Genomic DNA, 26,157 nt, shown 5'->3' on the forward strand with positions numbered 1-26,157 from the left:
GGGTCGGTCAGGCATGCCGTTGCCGGTGGCATCACCGGCGGCGGCCGTTCGGGGCCATCGCGAGACAGGCGATCCCGGAGGCAGCGGGGGAGCGGCGCATCAGTCCGCCCGGCGCAACGGCCTGCGGCCTGCCGGAGGCCGACTAGGTGGCGACCGCGCTCAACCGGGCCGCCGAACGCCTCGACCGACTCCCGCACCGCGAACGGGCGTTCAGTGCGGACGCCTCCCACCAGTTGCGCACCGCGCCGGCCAGGGCCCGTCTGGATCTGGAGAGCTCGCTCGCCACCGGACCGTCGGCTGACCCGCGCTCCGCGATGCGGGCGGCGCTGGGGTCACCGGAACGGGCGCCGCTGGACATCACTGCGCTGCTGGCCGGGCTTGAGGAACGGTGGCACGGTCAGTTGGCTGCGTCGTCGCCGCGGGAGCAGGGCACCCGAGCTCCGCACCGTGATGTGGTGGATGTGGGTGCTTGGCGCAGGCAGCGCGTGTGTCGGGAAACGTCCCGGGCCGGCGCGAGCAGGTCCGTACGGTGGTCTCCATGTGGTCCAGCAAGAGCCGCCGGGCGGCTTCCTGATAAGCCGCATACGGCGATCGGCAGGTGAACGACGAATCGGGCGCCGGGGTGGTTGTCCTCGACGTGGACGGTGCCCTGGTGGGCGGCGACGATGTCGTGGACGATGGCCAGACCGAGACCCGAGCCACCCTGGTCCCGGGCCCGGGCGGCGTCGAGCCGGGTGAATCGGCCGAAGACCCTGGTGCGCTCGGCGGCGGGGATGCCGGGTCCGTCGTCGGCGACCACCAGCTCGGCACGACCGCCGTCGGCGCTGAGCCTCACCTCGACGCGGTGGGCCGCGTGCCTTGTGGCGTTGTCCAGCAGATTGCGTACGGCGCGCGAGAGCGCGTGAGCGTCGCCGGTGACCCTGGCCGCGCTCACGGCTGATTCGTCCACCACGATCCGTGGGGTCTCCGGGCGGGCCCGGCTGACCTCGGTGAAGACGACGTCGTCCAGGTCGACGGTGTCCCTGCGGTAGACGGGTCGGGCGTCGATACGGGCCAGCTGGACGAGGTCGTCGACCAGCCGGGACAGCCGCGCGGTCTCCGCGACGAGTTCGGGGCCGAGGGCCTCCCACTGTGTCTTTCCCGGATTCCGCAACGCCACGTCGAGCTGGGCCCGCAGGCCGGCGATGGGGCTGCGCAGTTCGTGGGCGGCGTCCGCGACGAACTCCCGCTGCCGCCGCCCCGCCGCGTCGAGGCGGCGCAGCAGGTCGTTGAGCGTTTCGGCGAGGCGTCGGAGCTCGTCCCTGGCCGGCGGCACGTCCAGCCGCCGGCCAGGATCGGAGGCGGTGATGCGGGCCGCCTGAGCCCGCAGGTCGTCGACGGGCCGCAGTGCCCGTCCCAGGATGAGCCACCCCACGCCCGTGAGCAGGCCGACGACCACCGGCACGCCAAGGGCGAGAGCGGCGGTGAGCTCCGCGAGGCCGTGGTCCACGTCCGTCGTCGGCACGGCCACGTACACGGTGAGATCCCCGTGCCGTGGACCGGCGGACAGCGCGACGGCACGCCAGGTGTCGGCCTCCTGAAGGGGGAGGCGGTGCAGGGTGTGGGCTTTGAGCTGTCCGGACGGGGCGGGAGGGAACGAGAAGAGCCGGCCTTCCCCTTCGAGGTTGCCCGAGGCGGCCCGCACCGCGCCGCCGCGGTCGATGACCTGCACCGCCGTGTCACCACCCGCGAAACCGCTCACGGCGCGGGCGGGTCTGGCCGGGTCCAGCGCGGCGGCGATCAACTGCGCGCGTTGTGCGGCGGTCTGGTCGAGGCCGCGCAGGAGGCTGACGTGCAGCCAGGCGACCAGCAGTAGGGCGGCGCCCGCCAGCCCGGCGGCGATCACCAGCCCCGCAGCCGCGGTCAGCCGCAGCCGCAGTGAATGCCCGGCCCACCAGCGCGCGAGTCGTCCGGCCATCGGCTCAGTCCCCCGTGGCCAGCAGCCGGTAGCCCGCGCCGCGGACGGTCTCGATGGTGTGGCGGTGGAACGGCGCGTCGATCTTGCGCCGCAGGTAGCCGATGTAGACCTCGACGATGTTGGTGTCGCCGTCGAAGTTCTCGTCCCAGACATGGGTCAGGATGTCGGTCTTGCTGACCACCTCGTCCTGGCGCCGGAGCAGGAACTCCAGGAGCGTGAACTCCCGAGCGGTCAGAGGGATTTCCGTCTCGGCGCGGTGGCACCGGCGCCGCGCCGGGTCCAGCGCGAGATCGCCGGCCGTGAGGACGGCGGGGCGCGCGGGGGCGCCGCGTCGTAGCAGCGCACGCAGACGCGCCACCAGCACGACGTAGGAGAAGGGCTTCCGCAGGTAGTCGTCGGCTCCGAGGTCGAGCGCGTCTGCCTCGTCGTACTCGCCGTCCTTCGCCGTCAGCATCAGGACCGGCGTCCACACCTCGGCCGCCCGGAGGCGTCTGAGCACCTCGTATCCGGACAGTCCGGGAAGCATGATGTCGAGCACGATGGCGTCGTACGGCTCGTGCCAGGCCTTCCACAGGCCGTCGGCACCCTCATGGGCGACATCGACGGCGAAACCCTCCTCGGCGAGCCCGCGTGCGATCGCCGCGGCGAGCCCGCGCTCGTCCTCGATCACCAGCACCCGCATGGCCGCCTCTCCGCCACTCTACGACGTCGACCGTAAGACCGGCCTGCTGAGAGGACGCTGAGCACACCTGCCGCTCTCAGCCTCCTCTCAGCAGGCGGGTCACAGGGTGGGGGGCCGTAGGGGACGTCCTCGGAGATCGCTCCGAACCCCTCCGGCACAAGGAGAAGCACATGCTGAACATCCGACGCAGGGTCGCACTGCTGGGCGGCGCGGTGGTACTCACGACCGCCGGGGCCACCGGCGCTGCCATGGCCGCGTCCCATTCCCCGGCCCCGTCCACCCCGGCTGCTGCCGCTTCTTCGGCCGCCCCCGGGGCGTCCGACCCCACTGATCCGGGCGAGAACACCAGCGGCCCGGACCGGGACAACATTCAGCAGGGCGATCAGACCGGCCAGGACCAGGGACGGGAAAAGGGCGAGGACCAGGGCAGGGAAAAGGGCGAGGACCAGGGCCAGGCAGAGGACCAAGACCAGGGCCGGGAGGAGGGGCAGGACAAGGGCAGGGCTGAGGACCGGGGTAGTGCTGAGGACCAAGGCGAGCGCAAGGCTGAGGACCAGGGTCAGGGCGGTGAGGAGACCGAAGGCCAGGGCGAGGCTCCGGAGAACGGCCCCTCCGACGGCCCCGGCGGGCACGCCGACCCCTCGCAGACAGCCGACCATCAGCACGACGGAGAAGAGTGATCGGCACCACCTGAGCAGGCCGGGCGGGCCCGGCGGGCGGCGAAGCCGTCCGTGGGCCAGCCCGGCCACAGGGCCGCCCTGGCGGTGCGCCGCCGACCGTTGCTGCCGCCACATGACCCGCTACCACTGAGCGCCGCGGCGAGGCCCGTCACGACCCGCATATGTCACGACCCGCATATGACGGACCGAACTTCGTGCGAAGCGCATGACTGAAGCGCCTGACTAAGGTCGGCACCATGGACCACCGGGCTGCATCCGTCACTCGCACTCGCCCATGGCTCACGAGACCCCGGCGGTTTGCCGGCGCCGTCGGCTTGGCAGCGCTGACCGGGTTCGTCCTGCTGTCCGTGGTGGTGGCCGCCCGGGGCGGTGCGCCGCTCTCCGTGGACGAGGCCCTGCTGTCCTGGTCCGTCGAGCACCGCTCGGCCGTGGCGGTCACCGTCGCGCGAGCGGTGACCGCCACGGGAACCGGCGTCATCGTCTACGCGCTGGCGGCGCTGGCCGGCGTGATCGCCGGGCGCGGCGCACGGCAGCGGATCCTCGGCGTGGTCGTGAGCCTGGGCTGCCTGCTGGGCGCCCAGGCGCTGCGGCAAGTGCCGCTGCGTCTCATGGCCCGGACCCGTCCGCCGGTCCGGGACTGGGCGGCCCATGCGTCGGGGTGGGCCTTTCCCTCCGGCCACACCACCGCGGCCTGCGTCACGGCCGGACTGCTGGTCGTCGCGCTGGTTCTCCGCTCGCCTCCCTGCCGCGCGGCCCTCGTCGCCGCCGTCGGGTGCTGGGGTGTGGCGGTCGGCCTGACCCGCGTCTACCTGGGCGTCCACTGGTTCACCGACGTGGCCGGTGGCTGGCTGTTCGGTGTGGCGTGGCTCAGTGCGTGCGCCTGGGTCGCCGTGTGGCGCTTTCCCTCCGTGCTCGCTGGCCCGCAGGGTGAGCTGGGTCCGGCCCGGCGCTCCGACCCGCCCGGCACCGGCGACACACCCCAGTGACCCCGGCCGAGGTAGGCGGCCGGGGCGGCGCCCGAAGCACTGCCCCGTATCTGCGGCGCACCCCCGTGCAACTCAAGAAGCTGGAACCGTAAAGGGCCTCGCGCGCCAACACCCCCGCACCGACGGAACAACAGCGGCACCACCGATCGTGAGCGGTCCCTCGACGGTCCCTCGACGGTGCCGGTAGGTCGCCGGGCGTCGCGGCGAAGGTGAGGAGGGGGACCGAAACTCGTCAACCCCGCCGGGACATAACACTCTTCAAACCTGCGGCCAGTCGGGCTTGTTGATGTAGGCGTAGCGGAAGTAGTCGGCGAGTTTCAGTTCGGACGCCGCGGCTTCGTCGACCACGACCGTGGCGTGCCGGTGCAACTGGAGAGCCGAGGCGGGACACACCGCGGCGACAGGCCCCTCCACGGTCACGGCGACCATGGCTGCCTTGCCCTCACTCGTCGCGAGCAGCACCAGGTGCCGTGCCTGAAGGATCGTGCCGATGCCCTGGGTGATGACGTGGTGCGGCACCTGGTCGATGTTCCCGTCGAAGAACCGCGCGTTGTCCCACCGGGTCTGCTCGGTCAGCGTCTTGATACGGGTGTGCGAGGCCAGCGACGAGCAGGGCTCGTTGAATCCGATGTGCCCGTCCGTCCCGGTCCCCAGCAGTTGCAGGTCCACCCCGCCGGCCTCGGCCAGCGCCATGTCGTACGCCTCGCACGCCTCCTGCACGTCCTCGGCCGTTCCGTCGGGCCCCATGAACGCGTCCATGCGATCCCGAGCGGCTCCGCAGCCCCACGTACTCGTCGAGCTGCGCGATCCGTGCCCGGGAGACATCCACGGCGCCGGAGCGCACCTTCGCCGCCAGCGCCTCGTAGACGGGCAGCGGGGTCGAGCCGGTGGCCACGCTGCGCGGGCACCGGGGCTTCGTGGGTCTGACGCCGTAGAACCAGCCGTACAACTAATCGAGTTCTCCGTAAGTCGGTTTTGGCATGACACGTCTTCGCATGTCCCTACCTGTCCGGGCCGCACTCGCGTCCTCACTCGCCGCCTCCGTACTGCTGACCTTGGGCGCGGCAGGGCCCGCGCCCGCCGACAGCGACCAGCTCTGGACGTACTCCGAGCCGTATGAGCTGGTCCTGCCCGGCGCAGACGGGGACGGGTCTGCGCCGGAGCGGACCGTCGCACTCAAGGTCACGCACGACAACGCGGACAACCAGGTCGGCGCCGGACGGATCAGCGTGGACGCCGGCGACCTGGCCGCGTTCGCGAAGGTCACCTGGCCCGCCAACTGCGTCCCCGAGACCGGTGCCACCGCTGTCTGCGACGTCCCGGCGCTCACCGGCACCGAGCCGGTGACCGCCGCCGTGCTCAAGGTCAGCGCGTTGTCGGACGCTCCGGAGGGCGCGGAAGGCAATCTGCGCTACACCGCTGTCGCAGATGACCTGACGTCCCATCAGGGCGAGACCCGGGTGACCGTCGGCAATGGCCCTGACCTGGCTCTCAGTGAGTCGCCCCGACAGGACGGCGTCACGCCGGGCTCCAGGACCACCGTCCCCGCCACCCTCAGCAACAACGGCAACCGGACCGCGGACGGCGCCCTGCTGCACCTGTTCGCCTCCCGTGGGCTCGCCTTTGCCCAGCGGCCCGCGAACTGCGAGTACCGGGACACGGAAAGAGGAACCGAGGCACTGTGTGTGCTCGACGGGCCGATCGCCCCCGGCCAGTCGTTCGCACTCAGCAGCCCGCTGAAGGTCGGCAGGAACGCCCTGTACGAGCGGTACGACTACGTCGTCGAGCCCTACTCCGACGAGGCCCTGGAAGCGGCCCGAGCCGGCAGGACGTACACGCGGGGTACGGGAGCCGAGTTGAAGCCACAGCCCGCACAGGCCCGCCCCACGGTCGCCGCCGGGACCCCCGTCCCCGATCTGGACCCCCAGGACAACAACCGTTCCGTGATCATCCACGCTTCGAACACCGCCGACCTCAAGCTGATCGGCAGCCGGATCGAAGGCGCGGTCGGCGACACCGTACGGGCCGACGTCACGGTCAGGAACCGCGGCCCGGCCTGGATCGCCTCACTCGGCGCGGGCGAGCCCGCGGCCACCGTCGACGTTCGCATCCCCTCGGGTACGACCGTCACCGCCAAACCCGAGGCCTGCTACGCACGGACCAAGGGCGGCAAGTGGCTGGAGGAGCAACTCGGCGCACCCCGCTACTACTGCACCACGCCGATCTACCTGAACGAGCGCGCCACCCACACCTTCTCCTTCGACCTGCGCGTCGACCGTGAAGGCACGTTCCGGTCCACGGCGGCCATCAACAACGACCAGTACGAGCCGCCCATCCGCTCCTTCGATCCCAACCTGGCCAACAACTCCGCCGCCCTCGTCGTCAAGGGCCTGACACCGAACGGGACACCGTCTTCGTGACGCCCTGAACTGACACGGCGCGGTGGGCACCGCCTCGATCTCGCCGTGCCAAGCGGCCTCCTGGCGGGTCTGGCTCCGGGCATCGTCATCCGCCTGCGGGCCGGACCCGTCACTTTCGTCCAAGCGTCGCCGATCTTTGTCCATGGACGGGGCCGCCGCCAGGGCCGAGGGTGGGGCCATGGGCGTACAGGGTCGGGGGTGGGCAATCGTGCGCTCGGGGCGACGTCCTGGAGGCCTGCGGCTGCTGAAAGGCCACGACAGGCACATGAGAGACGGCAACTCTGGACTCGTTTTGCATGGGCGTGCGATCGAACGGCGACGGATGCCGAGTGGACTTGTCGCGCTGGCACTCGGCGGTTTCGGCATCGGGTTGACCGAGTTCCTGATCGCCGGGCTCCTGCCGCAGGTGGCGTCCAGTTTCGGCGTGTCCGAGGCGGCGGCAGGCTGGCTGATCTCCGGGTACGCGCTGAGTGTCGCGATCGGCGCGATCGCGCTGACCGCCGCGACGGCGCGACTGCCCCGCAAGGGGGTCCTGGTCGGGCTGGTGGCGTTGTTCGTCATCGGCAACCTGTTGTCCGCTGTCGCGCCGAGCTATTCCGTGATGCTGCTCGGGCGGATCGTCGCGGCGTTGTGCCACGGCTCGTTCTTCGGTATCGGCTCGCTGGTCGCGCGCAGCCTGGTCGCGCCGGAGAGGAAGTCCCGCGCGGTGGCGGTCATGTTCGCCGGGCTGACGGTTGCCAATGTGCTGGGCGTGCCGTTCGGCGCGCTGGTCGGCGAGCGTTGGGGCTGGAGGGCGGCCTTCTGGGCGGTCACCGTAATCGGCGTACTGGCCCTGGCGGGAATCGTCGCCCTCGTTCCCGGCTGGGCGGGCCAGGTGCGGCGGCCGGCAGAGACGGGCCGCGCAGGTGCGGTACCGCCCAGTGGCTTGCGGGCCCAGTTCCGTGCGTTCCGGTCCTGGCAGGTCTGGCTGACGCTGACGGCCACCGCGCTCAGCTATGGCGGGATGTTCGGTGCGTTCAGCTATATCGCCTACACGCTCACCGAGGTCAGCGGCTTCTCCTCGGCGGATGTCGCCTGGTTGCTGATGGTGTACGGCGTCGGACTGGTCGTCGGGAACCTGATCGGCGGGCGAGCGGCCGATCGTGACCGTGACCGCGCCCTGGTCCTCGCCTTGCTCGGACTCACCATCACCCTGGCCGTGTTCGGTCTGCTGGCCGGCAGCGCCATCGCCTCGGTGACACTGGTGTTTCTGATGGGGGTGACCGGGTTCGCCAGCGTGCCCGGCATGATCACCCGTGTCACCGACTTCGCCCACGGGGCGGCACTGGCCGCCAGCGCCAATGTGTCCGCGTCCAACATCGGCAACGCCCTCGGCGCCTGGCTCGGGGGCCTGTCCATCACCGCGGGCCTCGGCTACACGGCGCCGCTCCACGTCGGCGCCGCTATCGCTCTGGTCTCCGTCATCGTCATGGCCGTTGCCGCACATCACGCCAGGTCACCCGCACGCCACACTGACCACAGCATGTGAATCGAGCTGAACCGGACCGTTCGCAACGTGTTCGGCACCCCCAAGGCCGCCCGGTCCGCGGAACGGCCGGCCGCATCCCACGTGCCGTCCAGCCGGGCCGGAAATCACCGCATGGCCGAGAACCCCCGCCCCGCGCACCCTTCGAGGGGCGTTCCGTCGGGGCCGATATGCGCCAATACCGTCTCGCCGCACCACGGGACCGTCCAGCAACACCCAACCCGCTCAACGGCCCGTCACACCCTCATTACCGTGCGTTGACGCGAACCCCTCGCGCCCTCATATGTTCGACACGCCGTCTTCACGCAACGCACACTTCTGGCCGACCGGTGTCGAGTGCGTCCCCAGCGGGGAAGACGGTGCGCTCGCCGCATGCCTAGCCTCCCGGGTCATGCGATCACCACTGAAGAGACGTCTCGGCCTCAGTGCCGCCCTCGCCCTCGTCCTCGCCGTGTTCGGAGTGGCCCCCAGCGCGAGCGCGGCCGATCCGGCGCCGGCCGAGCTGACGTTCGCCACCGACAGCGCCACCACCACGCCGGGCGGCAGGGTGAACCTGTCGATGACGATCACCAACAACAAGACCTACGACGTCTGGTTCGTGTACCAGACCATCGAGCCGACGTGGCTGACCACCCAGCGCCCCGACCTGAAGTACGGCTTCACCGGCTGCAGCCTGGCCACGGCCGCCGGCTCCACCCCCTGTTCCGGGACCGGCCCCGCCGACCTCGGCACCAACTACGGCGCCACCATCCCGCCCGGCCAGAGCCGTACCGTCACGCTGACGCTCCAGGTCGCCGCCGACTCCGGCTGCAACGGCAACATCGGCTTCTACTCGTACTTCTACGCCGAGTTCAGCGACAGCACGAACATCAGCGGCGGCCCGGTCTACACCCCCGAGACGCGGGTGCTGTGCGCCTGACGGCCGGCCGGCGGCAAATATGGTCGAGGCGGGGGTGACCTGAAAAGGCCCTTGATCGGGGACACGTCCCGGTATGGACCACTGGCGCCCGGGTCGGCGGTGCCCGACCGGCCCGCCGCCGCGCCGCACAGGGCCCGGACCAGCACACCGGGCCCCTCGTGGCCGGTGCGGGTCGCACTCCCCGGCGACGGGGCACAGCCCAATTCGGTTCCATGTCGGCCCTGTTGGACACGTGCGCTTTTCCGTCATGTTTCGCAACAGGGCCACGAAAGCTACACACAGGCATCACTATGTGACGCGACGGATGCGTTGACGACCGGCTTCTGAGGGGGCGCCGGCGTCACGCGAGGGGGTGCGTCCGCTCCGTGGGAGCCGTGCTCACCCCTGCCCGGGGAGGGGACTTCACCGCATGAAGCGGACCTTACGCACCACCCTGCTCACGGTGGGCGCGCTCATCGCCGCGCTGGGCCTGCCGGCCGGCGCGGCCCACGCCGACACCACGGCCCGCGTCGACCTGCGGGTGCTGGTGGTGAGTGACGGCGGTCCGGCCACCGACGCGATCGCCGCCGAACTGACCGCGGCCGGCACGCCGTACACCGAGATCGACCTCACACGGTCCGGTCGGCCCGTGATCGACGCCGGATTCCTCGCGGACACCGTCGACGGGCGGCCACGCGCCAGGTTCCAGGCCGTCGTGCTGCCCAACGACAACCCGTTCCCGGCAGGTTCCGCCGAGATGGCCGCGCTCGCGGCCTACGAGCAGACGTACGACGTTCCCCAGGTCGACGCCTACACCTACGCGCGTCCGGAGGCCGGTCTGCAGTACCCCACCCAGGGTGGCTACTCCGGGAGCGTCGACGGAGTGCGGGCCGAGGTGACCGCCGCCGGGAAGGCGGGCCCCTTCGGCTACCTCGACGGTGCGGTGCCCTTCGAGGACAACGACCCCGCCGTGGGCGAGAGTTACGCCTACCTGTCCAGGCCCGTGGCGGGCGCCGACTTCACCCCCTACGTCGAGGCGACGATCCCCGGCCGGTCGACGAAGGGCACGCTGGTGGGGGAGTACCGGCACGACGGGCGGCGCGAACTCGTCGTCACGTTCGTGTACAACCAGTACCAGCAGCAGTTCCGGCTGCTCGCCCGCGGCATCGTGGAGTGGATGACCGGCGGAGTGCACCTGGGCGCCTCGCGGAACTACTTCGCCGTGCACGTGGACGACATGCTCGCGGCCGACGACCGCTGGAACACCGAGCTCAACTGCACGCCCGGCGACGTCGACTGCACGGACCCGGGCGCCACCCCCGACCCGATCCGTATGACGCCCGCCGACGTCGACCAGGCCATCGCCTGGCAGAAAAGCAAGGACTTCACGCTCGACTTCGCCTACAACGGCGCCGGCAGCGTCGACCACCGCGAGGACAACAACGGCGTCGACGAGCTCGCCGACAAACTCATCGCGGACCGCGACGAGTTCCGCTGGATCAACCATACCTACACACACGCCTTCCTCGGCTGTGTGCAGGACACCACGGTGGTGCCCTGGCGGTGCGCCACCAACGCTGACGGCAGCACCCGATGGGTGAGCCGGAACGACATCGCCGACGAGATCGCCAGCAACCGGGTGTGGGGCGAGACCGCCCAACTCGCATTGGAGAACGGCGAATTGGTCACCGGTGAGCACTCCGGCATGAAGGTGCTGCCGCAGCAGACCGAGGACAACCCCAACCTGGCGCCCGCTCTCGACGACAACGACATCACCTGGCTCGCCTCGGACAACTCCCGCGAGCCCGCCCAGCGCCGGATCGGCCCGGCCACGACCGTGCCCCGCTACCCGATGAACATCTTCTACAACGCGGGGCGCGTGGCCGAGCAGGTCGACGAGTACAACTGGATCTACACCAGCCGCGCCCAGGGCGGCAGCGGCATCTGCGAGGACAACCCGGCCACCACCACATGCCTGCCGGCACCGCTGGACACCGCCACGGGATACGCCGACGTCATCGTGCCCCTGGAACAGCGGATCGCCCTCGGGCACGTCCTGGCCAACGATCCGAAGCCGCACTTCATCCACCAGTCGAACCTGGCCGAGGACCGCATCGCCTACCCGGTGCTGAACGGCGTCCTCGACGGCTACCAGGCGCTGTTCGCCGACAACACCCCCCTGGTCAACCTGCGGATGAAGGACATCGGCGCCGAACTCCAGCGCAGAGCCCTTTGGCAGGCCGCCCTCCAGGACGGCGAGGTCACCGCCTACCGCATCGGCGACACCGTGACCGTCCAGGCGCAGGCCGGGCTGGCCGTCACCGCGACCCTGCCCACCGGGAGCACAGTGGGCGGCGCCGCGTTCGGCGAGGCTTACGCGGGCGCGGTGTCCGGCTGGACCCCGTCCACGGGCGCACCCCTCAGCCTGACCCTGCCGGCCTCCGCCGAGGCTCCGGCCGCCGACTCCTCCCAGCGGCCCGCCCCGGCCACCGACCCCGCTCCGGAGGTCCGCGTCCCCGTCGGCGTGACCGAGCGGGTTCCGTACACCCCGGACAACTAGTGCACCGCCCCGGGGACCGGCCCAAGGACCCATCGAAGGGACCAGCCCCGGGGACCGACCGAAGGTCCCGGCCGCTCACCGGCGGCCGGGACCGGCACGAACCACCCCACACCTCGGCCGTGGAGCACATCGATGCCCGTTCCCCACGTCGCGCGACGCCCCGGCGCGACGCGCGTCACCCTGCTCACCGAAGGCACCTATCCGCACAGTCACGGCGGCGTGAGCGTCTGGTGCGACCAGCTCGTCCAGGGCATGCCCGACCTCGACTTCGACATCATCGCCGTCACCGGCACCGGACGCGAACCCGTCGTATGGGACCTGCCCGCGCACGTCTCGCGTGTGCTGTCCGTGCCGATGTGGGGCGATCCTCCCCAGGGCCGTCCGCCCCGGGGCCGCGCCCGCAACCAACTCGCCGCCGCCTACGAGCAGTTCCTGACCGCCCTGCTCGATCCGCACGCCGAGCCAGGCTTCGCCCCCGCCCTGTACGCGATGGCGCGGGCCGCGGCGGGCGGGACGCTGAGCCCCTTTCTGCGCTCGGACCGGGCCATCGCCCTCCTCACCGCCGTGTGGAACAGGCCGGGCCTCGCCGTACGTGAGGCACGGCCGACCCTGCACGACGCGCTCACCGCGACCGCCCTGCTGGAACACGCCCTGCGCCCGCTGGCCGTACCCCCGCCCGAGAACGGGGTCGCGCACGCCGTCAGCGGCGGCGTCGCCGTACTGCCGGGCCTCGCCGCCCTCGAACGGCACGGTGTCCCACTGCTGTTGACCGAGCACGGCGTCTATCTGCGCGAGCGCTACCTTGGTTACCGCACCGCGCCCTACCGCTGGCCCGTGAAGGCCGTCGTCCTCGGATTCTTCCGGCTGCTGGCGGAGGAGACCTACCGCCGGGCCGCCCTGATCACGCCGGGCAACCGCTACAACCGGCTGTGGGAGGAACAGGGCGGAGCCGATCCGGAGTCGATCCGTACGGTCTACAACGGAGTGGACCCCGCCGCCTTCCCGCCGGCCGGCCCCGAACCCGACGCGCTCACCCTCAGCTGGGCCGGCCGCGTCGACCCCATCAAGGACCTGGAGACCCTTATACGGGCCTCCGCCCTCGTCAGGGCCCGGCTCCCGGACGTGCGGCTGCGGTTGTTCGGCGGGACACCACGGGGCGGGGAGGCCTACCGGGAGCGGTGCGAGGCTCTGGCCGCCGAGCTCGGGCACGCGGGCGCCGTGACGTTCGAGGGGCGCGTCGACGACATCAAGGACGCCTACGCGGCCGGCAACGTAGTGATGCTGTCCAGCATCAGCGAAGGCTTCCCCTTCACACTGATCGAGGCCATGTCGTGCGGGCGCGCGACCGTCTCCACCGACGTGGGCGGAGTCCGGGAGGCCGTCGGCGACACGGGACTCGTGGTGCCGCCGCGCGACCCGGAAGCGATGGCCGCGGCCGCGCTGGAGCTGCTGCGCGATCCCGCGCGGCGGCGGTCGATGGGGGAGGCGGCGCGGCTCAGGGTGATCGAACAGTTCACCCTGAGGCAGACCATCGACACCTTCCGGTCCATCTATCAGGAGCTGCCCACGCTCGACCGGCGGCCCGGGACGGCACCGACCCCCGCCCGGACGCTCGCACCGGTGGGCACGGGAACGGGGAGCCTGGCCGGATGAGCGGGCCGATATCACTCGAACCCGGGGGCACCGAACAGGACACGCTGGCGCTCCGGTTGGCCGGCACCCGCAGGTCGCGCCGCCGCCCCCGCTGGGCGCTCGACGACGACACCACGCTCACCATCCGGCTGCCACGGCAGGGCCCGGACGAGGAGGCGGTCAGCCGGCTCGCCGCCGAACTCGCCGACCGCGTCGGTCCTGCCGTCCACCCGTACGAGGTGGCCGCGCTGCTGGAGGCGGAGGGCCTGTCCGCCTCCGTGATCAAGGAACGGTACGGGCACCCGAACCTGTTCTCGCTCGCCTCGGCGCTCTACGAGCGGGTGCCGCGAACCTTCCCCGAGCCCGCGCCGGCGGCCGACCCCTGGCGCCCGGACACCGTGCGCTGTCTGCTGCGCGGTGCGCTGTTCGCACTGCCCGGGCTCGCCTACCTGCTGACCGCACCCCTGTGGAACCCCGGCCGGCACGCCCCGGCCCTGATCGTGGCGGGACTCGTCTCCTGGGCCTGGGGGCAGGCACTCGGCCATCGTGCACACCTGCGGCTGGCGACGGGACGGCGGGAGGCGGCCCGGACGCTCCTGGCCGGCGCGCCCCTGGGGGCGACGGTGGCCACGGCGGCCGCGGTGCTGCCCGCGGGCGGCGGCCCGGTGACCCTGGTGGCCGCCGCACAGTCGGCGTACCTGGCGGCGGCGGGTGTGCTGCTGGTGCTGGGCAGGGAGCGGCTGCTGCTGGCCGCGCTCAGTCCGCTGGCCGCCGGCAGTGCCGTCCTGCCGTGGTGGGAGCCGGGCCCGTGGCTGCGGACCGGGCTGCCGTTGCTGGCCCTGCTCGCCACGCTCGCCGTCACCGGCCGGGTCCTGCGGACCGCCCTCGCCGTCCCGGCCGTGTCCGGCGCCGCCCGGCCGCGTGTGCTGTGGTCCCTGCCGTACGGGCTGTTCGGGCTGGCCGCGGGAGTGCTGGTGCTGTTGGAGGGGCAGCGGGAGCCGTACGCGGTGATCGTACTGACCGTCAGCATGGGGCCGGCGGAATGGCTGCTGTACCGCTACCGCGGGCTGTCGGTCGCCGCGCTGCGCGCCACCGCCACACCGGCCGGGTTCCTGCTGCGCTCGGCCGGCATCCTCGCCCTCTGCCTGCTCGCCTACCTCCTGCCGCTGCTGCCCGCGGCCCTGCTCACCGGCGCCGAGCCGGTCACAATGCTGCCGCTCGCGGCCGCCCTGTGGACCGCGCTGCTGCTCCAGGCGTTCGGAGCGGCCTGGCCGTCGGCCGCGATCTCCCTCGTGGCCGCGGGCGTCGCCGCGACGGTCGCAGTGCTGCGCCTCCCACCGGGCCCCGTGGCGCTGCCACTGGCCTGCGGTGCGGCGGCGCTGTGCCTGTCGGCGTGCGCGCTGTGGCTCCTCGGACGACCTGCCCCGCACGCCTGAGCACCGCGACCATCCCACGGACACTGATCAACCCCCACGACCAACTGACTGGAAAGGAAGACGAGTTGACCGCCGCACCGCTCGCCGCCGTCACCGGAGCCGAGGGTTTCATCGGCTCCCATCTCACCGAGGCGCTGGTCGCCTCCGGACACCGGGTCAGAGCCATGGCCCAGTACAACTCCTTCTCCTCCTACGGCTGGCTGGAGACCCTCCACCCGGACGTCCTCGACCACGTGGACATCGTCCTCGGCGACGTCCGCGACCCCGGCTCGGTCCGCGGCCTGCTCGAAGGCGCCGACACCGCCTACCATCTGGCCGCTCTGATCGCGATTCCGTACTCCTACCGGGCGCCCCACAGCTACGTGGACACCAACGTCACCGGCACGCTCAACGTGCTCGAAGCAGTACGCGCCCTCGGCACGCCCCGGCTGGTGCACACCTCCACCAGCGAGACGTACGGCACCGCGCAGACCGTGCCGATCAGAGAGGACCACCCGATCAACACCCAGTCGCCGTACGCCGCTTCGAAGGCGGGCGGGGACCGGCTGGCCGACAGCTACCACGCGAGTTTCGACACCCCGGTGGTGACCCTGCGGCCGTTCAACACCTTCGGACCACGCCAGTCGATGCGCGCGGTGATCCCCACCGTCATCGGCCAGGTGGCGGCGGGGGAGCGCACCATCACCCTCGGCGACCTGCGCCCCACACGGGACTTCACCTTCGTCAAGGACACCGCGCAGGCCTTCCTCGCGGTGGGCACCGCGCCCGCCGAGCGGGTCGTCGGCCGCACCTTCAACGCCGGTACCGGCGGGGAGATCTCGGTCGGCGACCTGGTCGCCCTGATCGGCAAGGTGATGGACACGGCGCTCGACGTACGCGAGGACACGGCGCGCATCCGGCCCGCGAACTCCGAGGTGATGCGGCTGGTCGCGGACGCGAGCCGGCTCGCCGCGGCCACCGGCTGGCAGCCCGCCCACACCCTGGAGGAGGGCCTCGCGCACACCGTGGAGTTCTTCCGCGACCCGGCGAACCTGGCCCGCTACAAGACCGGCATCTACAACATCTGACCCCGCCCGGCTCGACCCGCAGTCCTCGAAGGAGGAGCTCCATGCACGCAGTGATCCTGGCGGGAGGCAAGGGCGTCCGCCTGCGGCCCTACACCACCGCACTGCCGAAGCCGCTCGTGCCCATCGGCGACCAGCACGCCATCCTGGAGATCGTGCTGCGCCAGCTCTCCACGGCCGGCTTCACCCACTGCACCATCGCCATCGGCCACCTCGGCGAGATCATCCGCGCCTACGTCGGCGACGGCTCCCAGTGGGGCATGACCGTCGACTACGCGACCGAGGAGAGCCCCCTGGGCACCATGGGCCCGCTGCTCAACCTGCGCGACAGCCTGCCCGAGACATTCCTCGTGATGAACGGCGACGTCCTCACCGACCTCGACTACGCCGACGTCCTGCACCGGCACAGAACCTCGGGCGCGCCGCTGACCATCGCGACGTACGCCCGCAAGGTGCACATCGACTTCGGTGTCCTGACCACCGACGCGAGCAAGGTCGTCGCGTTCACCGAGAAACCGAGCATGGACTACCACGTCTCCATGGGCGTCTACGGTCTGTCCCGCTCGACGCTGGAGGGCTACACACCCGGACTGCCCCTGGGCTTCGACGAGCTGGTCCTGGACCTGCTGGCCGCTCAGAACCAGCCGCACGCCTACGAGTTCGACGGCTACTGGCTGGACATCGGCCGACCCGACGACTACGACCGGGCCAACGCCGAGTTCACCACCCGCAAGTCGCTTCTGCTCAAGGGAGCCTGAGCACCACATGCGCATTCTCGTCCTGGGCTTCACCGGCTACCTCGGCACCCACGTCGTCGAGCGGCTGCGTGCCCTGCCGGGCGCGCTGGTCCTCGGCGGCGGCCGCTCGCCCGCCGCCGAGTACGGCATCGACCTCGCGTCCGCCCGGCCGGAGCAGCTCGCGAAGACCCTCGCGTCGGCCGCGCCCGACACCGTGATCAACTGTGCGGGCGCGACCGGCGGCGACGCCGTCACCCTCGCCGAGGTCAACGCCCGCGGCCCCGCGGTCCTGTGCGCGGCACTGCGCGAGGCGGCCCCCGCCGCACGCCTGGTGCACCTGGGCTCGGCCGCCGAGTACGGCCCCGGTACCCCGGACACCCGGGTGCCGGAGTCGGCGGCCACCCGCCCGGCCGGCCCGTACGGTGCGACCAAGCTCGCGGGCACGGTCGCGGTGACCGCCTCCGGTCTGGACACCGTGGTCCTGCGGGTGGGCAACCCGGTGGGGCCGGGGGCACCGCCGGGCGGGCTGCCCGGCCGGATCGCCGGACTGCTGCGCGCGGCCGGCCCGGATTCGGGCGCGGTGCTGCGGCTCGGCGACCTGTCCGCGTACCGAGACTTCGTCGACGTACGCGACGTGGCACGCGCGGTGGCCTGCGCCGTCACGGCACCCGGCCCGCTGCCACCTGTCCTCAACATCAGCGGCGGCCGGGCCGTCCCCGTGCGCGATCTGGTGCGGGGCCTGGCAGGCAAGGCGGGCTTCCGGGGGAGGATCGAGGAGAACGCCGCCGGCGTCATCGGCTCGGCCCGCTCGGCGGAGGTGTCGTGGCAGTGTTCCGACATCACCGCCGCCGAGGAGGCTCTGGGCTGGCGACCGGTACACACCCTCGACGACGCGCTGTCCGCGCTGTGGGAAGGCGACGGTGGGCCGTGAGTCTGCTGATTCCGCTGTACGTCCACCCGGCCGAGGATCCGGGTGCCTGGCACCGTCTGATCACGGCCGCGACCCGCACCTACGGAGTCGTCCTCAACCCCGCCAACGGACCGGGCGACGGCCCCGACCCCGCGTTCACCGCGGCGGCCGGTGCCCTGCGCGCGGCCGGGGCACGGCTCCTCGGCTACGTCGACACCGACTACGGCGTGCGCGACAGGACCGAGATCGCCGACGACGTACGCCGGCACCAGGACTGGTACGCGGCCGACGGCTGCTTCCTGGACCGCGTGACCGCGACTGAGGAGGGCCTGCCCGCCTGCCGCCGGCTGGTGCGGACCGTACGCCGGCTGGGTGCCCGGACCGTCGTGCTCAACCCCGGGGCCCATCCGGCGCCCGGATACGCTCGCCTCGCCGACCTGACCGTCACGTTCGAGGGGCACTGGTCGACCTACGTGTCGGCGTTCAGCCGACCCGCCTGGACCGTGCGGCATCCGCCCGCGAGCCTGTGCCACCTCGTCTACGGCGTGCCCGAGGCGCTCGTACCGCTCGCCGTGCGCACGGCACACGAACGCGGCGCGGCGGTCTGCGGTCCGGTGACCGGAGAACCGCCCAACCCCTGGGCGCGGTTGACGCCCGCACTGACCGGGACGGAGCGATGAGAAACACGGCACTGGTACAGGCGGCCCTGCTAAGCGCCCTGGCGGCCTCGGCGCTGACAGGCTGTTCCGCTGACCCGGAGCGACCCGCCGAGGCGCATGCCACGGCGTCCGGCACCACGCGCACTCCCACTTCGACAAGCCCCGTCGAGGCCCGCTGGAAACCACGGCCGGGCCTCGCCTGGCAGTGGCAACTGGACGGAAAGGCCGACCCCTCGGCCGACGTACCCGTCTACGACATCGACGGCTTCGAGAACTCCGCGGCCGACGTGGCCCGACTTCACCGGGACGGCCGCAAGGTCATCTGCTACGTCAACGTCGGTGCCTGGGAGGACTTCCGGCCCGACAAGGACGCCTTCCCCCGCTCGGTCCTCGGGAGGCCCAACGGCTGGGCGGGCGAACGATGGCTGGACATCCGGCGGCTCGCCGTCCTGCGCCCCCTCATGGAACGACGCTTCGACATGTGCCGCGACAAGGGCTTCGACGCGGTGGAGCCCGATCTGGTGGAGGGCTACGGCAACGACACCGGCTTCCCGCTCACCGCGCGGGACCAGCTCAGGTACAACCGCATGATCGCGGACATCGCCCACGAGCGCGGACTGTCGGTGGGGCTGAAGAACGACCTCCCCCAGATCCCCCAGCTCCTGGCCGACTTCGACTTCGCGGTCAACGAGGAGTGCGCACAGTACGACGAGTGCGACCGGCTCGCTCCGTTCATCGACGCCGGCAAGGCGGTGTTCCACGTCGAGTACACCGAGCCAAGGAGCAGCTTCTGCCCGGCCTCCCGACGACTGGGACTGTCGTCCATGGTGAAACAACCGGAACTCGGGGTGTGGCGGAAGCCCTGCTGACGCCCGCACACGACCCATGACCGGGTGCGCCCCGGCGGCCTGCCGGACACTTCCTCCGACAGGCCCCCGGGGCGCTTCGCGGATCAGGTCAGGCGCAAGTGCCCGCGGGGCGGGTTCGGGTCACCACGTTGCTGATGCCCGTCGTTCCGTCGAGCCAGAGCACCTGGGTGCCCGCCACCGCGGCCGCCGAGAGCTGCTCACCCCGGTTGCAGGAGACGCGGGTTCGGACCATGCCGTCGCCACCGCCCCGCGCCCGAACCGGTCTCCGGACTGAGGTCCGTGACGCCCGAGCCGTCGAGCCCGGCACGGCGCAGGGCCGTCGTGCCGTTCTGGCCGATCTCGTCGAGCAGCCAGTAGACGTGCGAGCCGGTGACGGCCGTCGCGCCCAGGGCGGTCCCCGGGGCGGCCGTCCGGATCACGCTCTCCTCACCGGTCGCCACGTCGATCACCCGGGTGGTGGACTCGTACACCGCGCGCACACGGCTCCTGTCCTGGTAGAACACCTTGCCGTCGCTCACCGAGGGCCAGGTGGACCGGTGGTAGGTGCCCCCGCCGCGTGTGTCCCGGTTCGGCGAGCCGAACTCCTGGATGCCGTCCGGCCAGACGCCCGAGGTGCCAGTGACGACTCGGTCGCAGTCCCGCTTCTCCATGCGGACGACATACTCCGCCGAGGACCGGCACGCCGCGGTGCCCCTGCCGCAGTCGCACGACCTCGTGACCGCAGGTCGTGACGGTCCCCGCGGGCTTCAGATCGCGCCCCGGGTCGGCGATCCGGTAGCGGTCCTGCTCCGCGGCCAGGTACGCGCGTGCCGCGCCCGCCGCGTCCCGTGCCGCGGGTGCCTGCTCCCGGATGCCCTCGACCAGCGCGGGCGTCGCTTCATAAGCGCCGCCGCACTGGATATACCGCTTCGTCGTGCTCTGGATAACCCTGCCGGTCTCCGCCAACTCGCACTGGACTGAAGCACAGTCCCCCCATCCCCCACAGAATCAGAACCGGCGGTGGAACACCGCCGGGAGGGTCATGAAACCGGCGATGCGCCGGCTCATCAACGGGGCAGGTTCTTCCACAGGTGGCTTCCAGCCCTCATGGCGGGACACCAAGAGGGCATGCGGGCGATGGGTGAACCTCGGTGTCCGGGGACAGGCGTGCGCCGGGTACTGTCGCCAGGCACCCGAGCGAGAGGTCGTCCCACCTGTGAATCCGGGCATTGTCGGGCAGGCGATAGGCCTGTTCGCCGTCACCAACATCGACGACATCCTGATTCTGTCCTTGTTCTTCGCCCAGGGTGCCGGACACCGCGGCTCGGCCCGCCGGGTCGTGATCGGCCAGTACCTCGGTTTCGCCGCCATCCTCGCCGTCGCCGTGGCCGCCGCGTTCGGCGCGACCTTCCTGCCCGAGGCCGCCATCCCCTACCTCGGCCTGCTGCCACTTGCCCTGGGTCTCAGGGCGGCTTGGCAGGCGTGGCAGCGGCAGGGCGAGGACGACGACGAGCAGGCGGTGACCGAGACCGGCCCGAGGGTACTGGAGGTCGCCGCGGTGACGTTCGCCAACGGCGGCGACAACATCGGCGTCTACGTTCCCGTGTTCACGACCGCCGGGGTCGGCGGGATGAGCGTGTACGCCGTGGTCTTCCTGATCCTGGTGGCCGTGTGGTGCTTCGCGGGCAGGTTCTTCGCCACCCGCCCTGTCGTCGCCAAGGCACTCAGCCGGTGGGGCCACATCCTGCTCCCGCTCGTGCTGATCGCCATCGGCCTGCTCATCCTCGTCGAGGGCGGGGCCTTCGGCCTGTAGCGACGGTGGTTGGGCCACCGGGCCGCTGTCGGACAGGCCCTCGTCCGTCCGGATCTCACGCATCGAGCACGATGCGCGGCCCGCAGGACCGGGACACGCACGGATACAGCACGTCACGGCGGTCGCGCTCGTACGGTTGCAGTACGTCGTCCCGGTGGTCGGGGGTGCCTTCCAGGACCCGGGTGACGCAGCTGCCGCAGACGCCGTCCGTGCAGGAGGCGGGGAGGGACGGGTCGACCTCGTGCATGGCGGCGAGGAGGCTTCGGCCGGCGGGGACGTGCACCGTCCGGCCGCTGCGGCGCAGTTCGGCGTCGAAGGGCGCGTCGGCCGTGGTGTCCGCCCGGTCGCGTGGGCTGAAGCGCTCGATGTGCAGGGTGCCGTGCGGGCAGGCGACGGGCATCGCCGCCTCCACGGCGTTGATCAGCTCGTCCGGTCCGCAACAGTAGACCGCAGTGCCCGGCCTCGCCTGTCGCAGGAGACCGGAGAGGTCGGGGCGGGCGTGGGTGTCCGAAGGCAGCAGCGTCACACGGTCCGGGTGCCGGGCGGCGAGTTGGTCCGCGAAGGCCATCCGGCTCAGGGACCTGCCGCGGTACACCAGCCGCCATTCCGCGCTCCCCGTGCCGGCGATCTTGTCGATCATCGTCAGGAAGGGAGTGATCCCGATGCCGCCCGCGATGAAGAGATGGGCGGGAGCGTCCGCCAGCGGGAAGTGGTTACGGGGAGAGCGGACCGCGAGCCGAGTGCCGGGGCACAGCCCGTGCGCCTCGACGGAGCCGCCACGGCCCCCCGGCTCGCGCAGCACCGCGACGCGGTGGACGGCACGCTCCGCCGGGTCCCCGTACAGCGAGTACTGGCGCACCAGACCGGAGGGCAGGACCACGTCGATGTGCGCGCCGGGCTCCCACGCGGGCAGTGGACCGCCGCCGGCGGGCCGCAGGGTCAGCGCCACCGTGTCGTCGGCCACGTGACAGGTCTGGCCGACCACGGCCGGGATGTCGGGCGCGGCCGTGTGCGTGGGGTCCGGCCGCCCGGCCCTGCGGGCCGCCAGGTCCTTGCGCCCCCACCTCGTCCGGCCGCCCGGTTTGACGACCGACAGGAGTGTCGCGGTCCACAGCAGCACCACGAAGAGGGCGTTGGAGGCGAGCAGGGCGACGCCGAGGTCGCCCGGCTGCCCGGCGGGGTCCTCGGTCCGTTCGGCGAGTTCGGCGACCCAGGGACTCTGCATGACGCCCGCCAGCACCGGGATGGCCAGCGAGATCACGAACTTGGCCAGCACCCACCGGTGTTTGATGAGCCCCCAGGGAGTGCCCAGGGCGATGGCGACGCCGGTGACGATCGACAGCGCCATGCTCGGGATGACGATCGTGAGGTCGAAGATGTGGAAGATCTCGTACGCCCCGTGCCGTGCGGCGTGCGAGCCGGCGTAGAGGCCCACCGCCGAGAGCGCGGTCATCGCCAGGGACAGGCCGAGCCATCCGACGCTGAGGCCGACGTGCAGCGTGAGCCACACCTTCCGGGCGCGCGGTGCGAGCCGTGAGAAGCGGGGCCTGAGCGCGATCACCGTCAGGACCGACAGCAGCATGCCGAGCAGTGGCAGCTCGGACGCCCAGCAGAGCGGGAACTGCAGTGGAACGAAGGCAAGTTGGAAGCCGATCACGAGTCGCCGGACACCCGGCCGCGACGGTGCGAGGGCGCCGGCGGACGAGACGGCCAACGCCAGGCCGTAGGCGATCACGGCGAGCGTCCGGATGAGAGGGAAGTCCGGGTCCTCGTCGGAGAGGATCAGGACGGCCGTGGCTGCGGCGAAGGCCGCGTAGCCGGTGTGCCACCACCGTGGGGAGATCCGCGATCCAGCGGTGGGCCTTGTCGTAGAAGTGGTCATGGCGCCAGCCTGGGCGGCGCCGGGGGCCCGGGACGTCGGCCAAGTCGCGAGAACTGGCGGCCGAAGGACGGATGTTCCGGGCCCGACGCCTACAACTTTCCACTGATGCCCGGGTGCTCCTTCACGGGTTAGTTTGCTCGGCATGAGCCTGTTCGGCCGGTACGTCCCGGCGTTCGCCGCGCACCGCGCCCGGATCGCCGACGCGGTCCTGGCAGTCGGCTGCGCGTCGGCGACGGTCACCCCGGCGACGCAGTCCCCCGTGTTCCACTACGTCGACTGGCGCCCGCCCCTGTGGTTCTCCGTGGCCCTCGCCCTGCTGGTCTGCGCCTCCCTGTGGCGGCGTCGGCGCCGACCGGCACAGGCCGTCCTCGTGGCGCTGGCAGGCTGGGTGGCGGTGGCCGGGATCGCCGCGGTGGTGCTCGCCCAGTACACCCTGGCCGAACGCAGCCGGTCCTGGCGCGTCACCGCGGCGGCGACGCTGCCGACCGTCGTCGTGGTGGGCATCCCGTTCTGGCGGGTCGGCGGGGCCGATGCCGCCACGCCGTTGAGCGCGGCCATCTGCGTGGCCCCGGCGCTGCTCGGACTGTACGTCGGCACCCGGCGTGAACTGGTCGGCAGGATGCGTGAGCGGGTCGAACGGGCCGAGCGGGAGCGGGACTTGCGGGTCATGCAGGCGCGCAGTGAGGAGCGCACCCAGATCGCCAGGGACATGCACGACGTGGTCACCCACCGCGTATCGCTGATGGTGCTTCACGCCACCGCGCTCGAGGCGGCCGAGGGACGCGACGCCACCACCTTCGCCCGGCAGATCGGCGCTATCGGACGGGAGGCGCTCGACGAACTGCGCTCCCTCGTGGGCGTGCTGCGCAACGACGGCGACGTGCCGCTGGCCCCGCAGCCGGGCCTGGGCGACATCGACGACCTGGTCACCCGGTTCCGTGGGCTCGGCCTGCCGGTCACCCTGAACATGACCAATGACACCGGGGAGCGGCCGCCCCTGCTGGCCGAACACGCGATGTACCGGGTCGCCGCAGAGGCGCTGACCAACGTCCGCAAACACGCGGGCGACGCCGCGACCCACGTCGACGTCCGTCAGGAACCCGACCGCCTTCGCCTCTCCGTCGTCAACCACCCCGGCCGGAACCCCGGCGGGCCTCAACTGCCCAGTGGCGGCCACGGACTGCTGGGCATCGCCGAGCGGGTCCGGCTCGTCGGGGGCGAACTGACCGCACGGCCCACAGCGGACGGCGGATTCGACGTCACTGCCGTGGTGCCACTCGCCGTGGAGCACGACGAGCAGAGGGCGCCCTCGGAGCCCTTGGACCAGCGCGATCAGAGGGAGGACGGCCGGTGATCCGCGTCCTCATCGTCGATGACGAATGGATGGTGCGGTCCATGCTGCGCACCATCATGGAGTCCGCCGACGACATCACCGTCATCGGTGAGGCGGCCGACGGCGCGGAAGCGGTGAGCCTGGCGCGATCGGAACGTCCGGACGTGGTCCTGATGGACATCCGGATGCCACGCGCGGACGGCCTCACGGCCACCCAGCGGCTCCGGACGCTGGCCACGCCGCCGAAGGTCGTCGTACTCACCACGTTCGGTCTCGACGAGTACGTGCACACCGCCCTGCGCTCCGGAGCTGTCGGATTCCTGCTCAAGGACGCCACCGCGGCGGACATGCTCGCCGCGGTCCGCAGCGCGGCGAGCGGGGACGCGATGCTGTCGCCCAGAATCACGCGCCGCCTGCTCGACCGGTTCGCCGACGCCGACCCCGGCTCCGGACGCACCGCGCAGGCCCGCCGCCGACTGGAGGTCCTGACGGACAAGGAAGGCGAGGTCCTCGTCGCCCTCGCCCGCGGCATGTCCAACACCGACATCGCCACCCATCTGTACGTCAGCGAAGCCACCGTGAAGACCCATGTCAGCCGCATCCTCAGCAAGCTGGACCTCACCAACCGTGTGCAGGCGGCCATCCTCGCCCACCGCGCGGGCCTGCTCGACTGAGGCGGACGGGACGGCCGTCGTCCCGTGACACACGGGCGCCCCTCGGCACGAGGCTGCGGACCGAGGGGCGCCCGTGGTGTCGTCCGGTGTCAGCGGAAGCTGAGCCCGGTGGCGGTGGCGACGTTCCGCAGGTCCACGTACTTGTAGTTGGTGCCCTCGCGGGGCTCACCGTCGTCGCCGGTCACCGTGGGGGTGTCCGTCTCGTCCTGGATCACGGCGAGCCCTTGCGGGTACGCCGACCCGAACGACTGGTTGACGATCTCCAGACTGTCGGTGCCCTCGACGCCGTCGATCGCGCCCTCGCCCTGGCCCGCGACGACCCGGAAGCTCTTCACATACGCGTTGCCCTTGGCCGGATCGCGGTCGTACATCGCGAAGGTGCTGTCGCCCTGGCTGGAGACGACGACATAGCCACCGCCGCCCGGCCGGTCGAGCAACGTGATTCCCTCGACGTCCGCGGTGAGGTGGTCCCCGCCGAAGCCGGGGTCCTCGCCCGGTACGCACTCTTCGGTCTCGGGATCCCAGGTGGAGGGGACACCGTAGTCCCTGACCTTGTCGATCAAGGTGGGCTCGGCGGTGAGATCGGCGCGCAGTCGCCACACACCCACGTCCTCCTGGCCCGCGTAGAGCATGCCGTTCGCGGGGTCGACGCGCATGCCCTCGAGGTAGGGCTGCTCGCCCGGCTCCTCGCAGGGGGTCCAGGTCTTGCCGTTCGGCAGGGTGAAGGTGGTGGGGAAGCCGATGGTGCGGATCTTGCGGTAGCCGTAGGTGCCGCCCGCTTCCTTCGTCAGCTCCAGCAGAGCGACCTGGTTGGTCAGCTCCTGGGTGACGACGGCGTAGATGCGGCCGGTCTTCCGGTCCTTCCAGGAGGCCAGTCCGTAGGCGGTGGCCTGCTCGTTCACCTCGTCCTGATCGGCCGAGAAGATGTACGGGGCGGCCTTCTGGGCGGTGACGTCCTTGACGGGGCCCTCCGCGCGGTCGCCGTCAATGCTGTAGATGACCAGCTTGTCGCGGCCGCGGTCGGTCGCGATGGCAAGGTTGGCGCCGTCGATGACGTCCACGTTGTTGATGCGGCCAGGCTCGTCCCCGGCGCCGGGCGCCTGCGGAGCGGGGAGCGACTGGACCTCGCGTGCCGCGAGGTCGTACACCCGCAGGCCGCCGACCTTCGCGGTGCCGAGCACCAGGCTCTTGGCCGGGTCGTCGGAGTCGCGCCAGATCGCCGGGTCGTCCGCGGTGGCCTCGCCGCCTGCGGCGTCATCGAACAGGGTGGGCGTTTCGGCCTTGGCGGTGACCTCGGCGACCGCGGGGTCCGCCTGAGCGGGCGCGGCCACGACGGTGGTCACGAGCGCGGCTGCCGCGATCGTCAGGGAGCGCTTGCGGAATGCCTTGCGTGCGTGAGACATGGATGCCTTTCCGGGGGATGGCTATCGAGCATGCTGTAGTCGGCAAGTGACAAGTACA

Annotated in this window: 21 protein-coding genes and 1 pseudogene; 16 read left to right on the top strand and 6 right to left on the bottom strand. The window is 71.7% G+C overall.

What is annotated here, in order from left to right:
- Positions 1-397: 397 nt before the first annotated feature.
- Both E0500_RS41590 and E0500_RS41595 read right to left on the bottom strand, forming a co-directional pair.
- Complete coding sequence (locus tag E0500_RS41590; RefSeq protein WP_131560117.1) at positions 398-1,957, bottom strand: cell wall metabolism sensor histidine kinase WalK; 1,560 nt, start codon at positions 1,955-1,957, stop codon at positions 398-400.
- Between the two features lie 4 nt (positions 1,958-1,961).
- Positions 1,962-2,639, bottom strand: coding sequence for a response regulator transcription factor (locus E0500_RS41595; protein ID WP_131560115.1), 678 nt, complete (start codon positions 2,637-2,639; stop codon positions 1,962-1,964).
- 170 nt (positions 2,640-2,809) lie between these two features.
- On the opposite strand from E0500_RS41595, the gene E0500_RS41600 reads away from it, so the two are divergent.
- Positions 2,810-3,319 (top strand): hypothetical protein, encoded by a 510-nt coding sequence (locus E0500_RS41600; protein ID WP_131560113.1) that lies wholly within the window; start codon positions 2,810-2,812, stop codon positions 3,317-3,319.
- Between the two features lie 314 nt (positions 3,320-3,633).
- Complete coding sequence (locus tag E0500_RS41605) at positions 3,634-4,305, top strand: phosphatase PAP2 family protein (RefSeq protein WP_258573795.1); 672 nt, start codon at positions 3,634-3,636, stop codon at positions 4,303-4,305.
- Positions 4,306-4,563: 258 nt separating this feature from the next.
- Here the strand turns inward: E0500_RS41605 and E0500_RS41610 are convergent.
- Positions 4,564-5,203 (bottom strand): annotated as a pseudogene (locus E0500_RS41610) (glucosamine-6-phosphate deaminase); the annotation flags it as partial.
- Between the two features lie 97 nt (positions 5,204-5,300).
- On the opposite strand from E0500_RS41610, the gene E0500_RS41615 reads away from it, so the two are divergent.
- From E0500_RS41615 to E0500_RS41665, 11 genes are all read left to right on the top strand, one after another.
- Positions 5,301-6,725, top strand: coding sequence for a DUF11 domain-containing protein (locus tag E0500_RS41615; protein ID WP_258573796.1), 1,425 nt, complete (start codon positions 5,301-5,303; stop codon positions 6,723-6,725).
- A gap of 322 nt (positions 6,726-7,047) precedes the next feature.
- On the top strand, positions 7,048-8,253 hold the full coding sequence (locus E0500_RS41620) for an MFS transporter (RefSeq protein WP_131560143.1): 1,206 nt from the start codon (positions 7,048-7,050) through the stop codon (positions 8,251-8,253).
- Positions 8,254-8,641: 388 nt separating this feature from the next.
- The gene (locus E0500_RS41625; RefSeq protein WP_131560108.1) at positions 8,642-9,169 is read left to right on the top strand and encodes a hypothetical protein; all 528 of its coding nucleotides are present in this window, start codon (positions 8,642-8,644) and stop codon (positions 9,167-9,169) included.
- A 409-nt stretch (positions 9,170-9,578) separates the two neighbouring features.
- Positions 9,579-11,708, top strand: coding sequence for a hypothetical protein (locus E0500_RS41630; RefSeq protein ID WP_131560106.1), 2,130 nt, complete (start codon positions 9,579-9,581; stop codon positions 11,706-11,708).
- A gap of 132 nt (positions 11,709-11,840) precedes the next feature.
- Entirely contained in the window at positions 11,841-13,361 is a 1,521-nt protein-coding gene (gene pelF / locus E0500_RS41635; RefSeq protein WP_131560105.1) for a GT4 family glycosyltransferase PelF, read from the top strand.
- A complete protein-coding gene (locus E0500_RS41640; protein ID WP_131560103.1) occupies positions 13,358-14,776 on the top strand; it encodes a hypothetical protein in 1,419 nt (472 codons plus the stop codon). The genes pelF and E0500_RS41640 overlap by 4 nt, the downstream gene beginning before the upstream one ends.
- 65 nt (positions 14,777-14,841) lie before the next feature.
- Complete coding sequence (locus tag E0500_RS41645) at positions 14,842-15,843, top strand: GDP-mannose 4,6-dehydratase (RefSeq protein WP_131560101.1); 1,002 nt, start codon at positions 14,842-14,844, stop codon at positions 15,841-15,843.
- 41 nt (positions 15,844-15,884) lie between these two features.
- Positions 15,885-16,598 (top strand): nucleotidyltransferase family protein, encoded by a 714-nt coding sequence (locus E0500_RS41650; RefSeq protein WP_131560099.1) that lies wholly within the window; start codon positions 15,885-15,887, stop codon positions 16,596-16,598.
- 7 nt (positions 16,599-16,605) lie between these two features.
- On the top strand, positions 16,606-17,508 hold the full coding sequence (locus E0500_RS41655) for an NAD(P)-dependent oxidoreductase (protein WP_131560097.1): 903 nt from the start codon (positions 16,606-16,608) through the stop codon (positions 17,506-17,508).
- On the top strand, positions 17,505-18,167 hold the full coding sequence (locus tag E0500_RS41660; protein ID WP_131560095.1) for a spherulation-specific family 4 protein: 663 nt from the start codon (positions 17,505-17,507) through the stop codon (positions 18,165-18,167). The genes E0500_RS41655 and E0500_RS41660 overlap by 4 nt, the downstream gene beginning before the upstream one ends.
- On the top strand, positions 18,164-19,015 hold the full coding sequence (locus E0500_RS41665; protein ID WP_131560093.1) for an endo alpha-1,4 polygalactosaminidase: 852 nt from the start codon (positions 18,164-18,166) through the stop codon (positions 19,013-19,015). Before E0500_RS41660 ends, E0500_RS41665 begins: the two co-directional genes overlap by 4 nt.
- A 197-nt stretch (positions 19,016-19,212) precedes the next feature.
- On the opposite strand, the gene E0500_RS41670 is transcribed toward E0500_RS41665, so the two are convergent.
- Positions 19,213-19,665 carry a hypothetical protein gene (locus E0500_RS41670; RefSeq protein ID WP_181587411.1) on the bottom strand — a complete coding sequence of 151 codons (453 nt, stop codon included), beginning with the start codon at positions 19,663-19,665 and terminating at the stop codon, positions 19,213-19,215.
- A 545-nt stretch (positions 19,666-20,210) separates the two neighbouring features.
- Between E0500_RS41670 and E0500_RS41675 the strand changes: the two genes are divergently transcribed.
- Positions 20,211-20,807 carry a cadmium resistance transporter gene (locus E0500_RS41675; RefSeq protein ID WP_131560091.1) on the top strand — a complete coding sequence of 199 codons (597 nt, stop codon included), beginning with the start codon at positions 20,211-20,213 and terminating at the stop codon, positions 20,805-20,807.
- 55 nt (positions 20,808-20,862) lie between these two features.
- On the opposite strand, the gene E0500_RS41680 is transcribed toward E0500_RS41675, so the two are convergent.
- Positions 20,863-22,689 (bottom strand): 2Fe-2S iron-sulfur cluster-binding protein, encoded by a 1,827-nt coding sequence (locus tag E0500_RS41680; RefSeq protein WP_181587412.1) that lies wholly within the window; start codon positions 22,687-22,689, stop codon positions 20,863-20,865.
- Between the two features lie 142 nt (positions 22,690-22,831).
- Between E0500_RS41680 and E0500_RS41685 the strand changes: the two genes are divergently transcribed.
- Positions 22,832-24,043 (top strand): sensor histidine kinase, encoded by a 1,212-nt coding sequence (locus E0500_RS41685; RefSeq protein WP_131560089.1) that lies wholly within the window; start codon positions 22,832-22,834, stop codon positions 24,041-24,043.
- Positions 24,040-24,696: a response regulator transcription factor gene (locus E0500_RS41690; RefSeq protein WP_131560087.1), complete on the top strand. Its 657-nt coding sequence runs from the start codon at positions 24,040-24,042 to the stop codon at positions 24,694-24,696. The genes E0500_RS41685 and E0500_RS41690 overlap by 4 nt, the downstream gene beginning before the upstream one ends.
- A gap of 89 nt (positions 24,697-24,785) precedes the next feature.
- On the opposite strand, the gene E0500_RS41695 is transcribed toward E0500_RS41690, so the two are convergent.
- Entirely contained in the window at positions 24,786-26,099 is a 1,314-nt protein-coding gene (locus E0500_RS41695; protein WP_131560085.1) for a phytase, read from the bottom strand.
- Positions 26,100-26,157 lie beyond the last annotated feature (58 nt).

Origin of the sequence: Streptomyces sp. KM273126 (genome assembly GCF_004337435.2) — a bacterium.
Classification (GTDB): Bacteria; Actinomycetota; Actinomycetes; order Streptomycetales; family Streptomycetaceae; genus Streptomyces; species Streptomyces acidicola.